Genomic DNA, 2978 nt, shown 5'->3' with positions numbered 1-2978 from the left:
CGCGCAAAGAAAAAACCCCGCAGGTAACCCTGCGGGGTTTTGGTGTAAGGCCCTGGCGATGACCTACTCTTGCATGCGGATGCACACTACCATCGGCGCGGCTGCGTTTCACTTCCGAGTTCGGAATGGGATCGGGTGGTGCCACAGCGCTATTGTCACCAGGGAGAGGGTGGAGGGTCGCGGTCTGCGTGCATTCTTTTGGAATGCGGGCGCAGTCGCGCACACGCTCTCATGGGGTGGGACGTAGCGAGTCGTTTGCTTCTGTTCGAAGCCAGCTCTTACGAGCATGTGGGTCGAATGCCATCGACGTGTTGTCGAGGGTAAGGCCACTTGAGGTGATATGGTCAAGCCGCACGGATCATTAGTACGCGTTAGCTCAACGGATTGCTCCGCTTACACACCGCGCCTATCAACCACCTGGTCTTGATGGTTCCTTCAGGGGACTTGTGTCCCGGGAGATCTCATCTTGAGGCGCGCTTCCCGCTTAGATGCTTTCAGCGGTTATCGCTTCCGAACGTAGCTACCCGGCAATGCCACTGGCGTGACAACCGGAACACCAGGGGTTCGTCCACTCCGGTCCTCTCGTACTAGGAGCAGCCCCTCTCAAATCTCCAACGCCCACGACAGATAGGGACCGAACTGTCTCACGACGTTCTGAACCCAGCTCGCGTACCACTTTAAATGGCGAACAGCCATACCCTTGGGACCGACTACAGCCCCAGGATGTGATGAGCCGACATCGAGGTGCCAAACACCGCCGTCGATATGAACTCTTGGGCGGTATCAGCCTGTTATCCCCGGAGTACCTTTTATCCGTTGAGCGATGGCCCTTCCATACAGAACCACCGGATCACTAAGACCTACTTTCGTACCTGCTTGATCCGTCGATCTTGCAGTCAAGCACGCTTATGCCTTTGCACACAGTGCGCGATGTCCGACCGCGCTGAGCGTACCTTCGTGCTCCTCCGTTACACTTTGGGAGGAGACCGCCCCAGTCAAACTACCCACCATACACGGTCCCCGACCCGGATTACGGGCCCAGGTTAGAACGTCAAGCACATCAGGGTGGTATTTCAAGGTTGCCTCCACCGAAGCTAGCGCCTCGGTTTCACAGGCTCCCACCTATCCTACACAGACGAACTCAACGTTCAGTGTAAAGCTGTAGTAAAGGTTCACGGGGTCTTTCCGTCTTGCCGCGGGAACGCTGCATCTTCACAGCGATTTCAATTTCACTGAGTCTCGGGTGGAGACAGCGCCGCTGTCGTTACGCCATTCGTGCAGGTCGGAACTTACCCGACAAGGAATTTCGCTACCTTAGGACCGTTATAGTTACGGCCGCCGTTTACTGGGGCTTCGATCAAGAGCTTCGCCTTGCGGCTGACCCCATCAATTAACCTTCCAGCACCGGGCAGGCGTCACACCCTATACGTCCACTTTCGTGTTTGCAGAGTGCTGTGTTTTTGATAAACAGTCGCAGCGGCCTGGTTTCTGCGACCGCTCCCAGCTATAGCCCGCATGGGCCACCAGAAGCGGTGCACCTTCTCCCGAAGTTACGGTGCCATGTTGCCTAGTTCCTTCACCCGAGTTCTCTCAAGCGCCTGAGAATTCTCATCCTGCCCACCTGTGTCGGATTACGGTACGGTCTGCGTCAGCTGAAGCTTAGGGGCTTTTCCTGGAAGCGTGGGATCAGTGACTTCGGCCTAATGGCCTGGTCTCGCTGCTCGGCGTATGACCCTCCGGATTTGCCAAGAGGATCCGCCTACCTGCTTTCCCCGGGACAACCAACGCCCGGTACACCTACCCTTCTCCGTCCCCCCATCGCACTGACGCGAGGTGCTGGAATATTAACCAGCTTCCCATCGACTACGCATTTCTGCCTCGCCTTAGGGGCCGACTCACCCTGCGCCGATGAACGTTGCGCAAGGAAACCTTGGGCTTTCGGCGTGGAGGCTTTTCACCCCCATTATCGTTACTCATGTCAGCATTCGCACTTCCGATACCTCCAGCGGACTTCTCAATCCACCTTCATCGGCTTACGGAACGCTCCTCTACCGCGCACATTGCTGTGCACCCCAAGCTTCGGTTTATCGCTTAGCCCCGTTAAATCTTCCGCGCAGACCGACTCGACCAGTGAGCTATTACGCTTTCTTTAAAGGGTGGCTGCTTCTAAGCCAACCTCCTGGCTGTCTGTGCCTTTCCACATCGTTCACCACTGAGCGATAAATTTGGGACCTTAGCTGTGGGTCTGGGTTGTTTCCCTTTTCACGACGGACGTTAGCACCCGCCGTGTGTCTCCCGGATAGTACGTGCTGGTATTCGGAGTTTGCCATGGTTTGGTAAGTCGCAATGACCCCCTAGCCATAACAGTGCTCTACCCCCAGCAGTATTCGTCCGAGGCGCTACCTAAATAGCTTTCGAGGAGAACCAGCTATCTCCGGGTTCGATTAGCTTTTCACTCCTAATCACACCTCATCCCCTACCTTTGCAACGGGAGTGGGTTCGGGCCTCCAGTTGATGTTACTCAACCTTCACCCTGGGCATGACTAGATCACCCGGTTTCGGGTCTACTGCCTGCGACTATGCGCCCTTATCAGACTCGGTTTCCCTTCGCCTCCCCTATACGGTTAAGCTCGCCACAAACAGTAAGTCGCTGACCCATTATACAAAAGGTACGCCGTCACCCTTGCGGGCTCCGACTGCTTGTACGCACACGGTTTCAGGATCTATTTCACTCCCTTCACCAGGGTTCTTTTCGCCTTTCCCTCACGGTACTGGTTCACTATCGGTCGGTCAGGAGTATTTAGCCTTGGAGGATGGTCCCCCCATGTTCAGACAGGGTTTCACGTGCCCCGCCCTACTCAATTTCATCCGCACGGCCCTTTCGCATACAGGGCTGTCACCATCTACGGCCACGCTTCCCAGCGTGTTCTGCTAAAACCGTACGGACTTTTGGGCTAGTCCCCGTTCGCTCGTCGCTA

At 56.0% G+C, this 2978-nt stretch carries 2 rRNA genes (1 of these 2 cut by a window edge); both read right to left on the bottom strand.

Annotation, left to right across the window (positions count from 1 at the left end):
• Nucleotides 1-50: 50 nt before the first annotated feature.
• Nucleotides 51-163, bottom strand: a 5S ribosomal RNA gene (gene rrf, locus LK996_RS16510).
• Nucleotides 164-340: 177 nt separating this feature from the next.
• A 23S ribosomal RNA gene (locus tag LK996_RS16505) occupies nucleotides 341-2978 on the bottom strand; it runs 235 nt beyond the window's last position.

The sequence above is a fragment of the Noviluteimonas lactosilytica genome, assembly GCF_020866925.1.
Taxonomy (GTDB): domain Bacteria; phylum Pseudomonadota; class Gammaproteobacteria; order Xanthomonadales; family Xanthomonadaceae; genus Noviluteimonas; species Noviluteimonas lactosilytica.
This window is presented reverse-complemented; position numbering and strand designations above follow the sequence as displayed.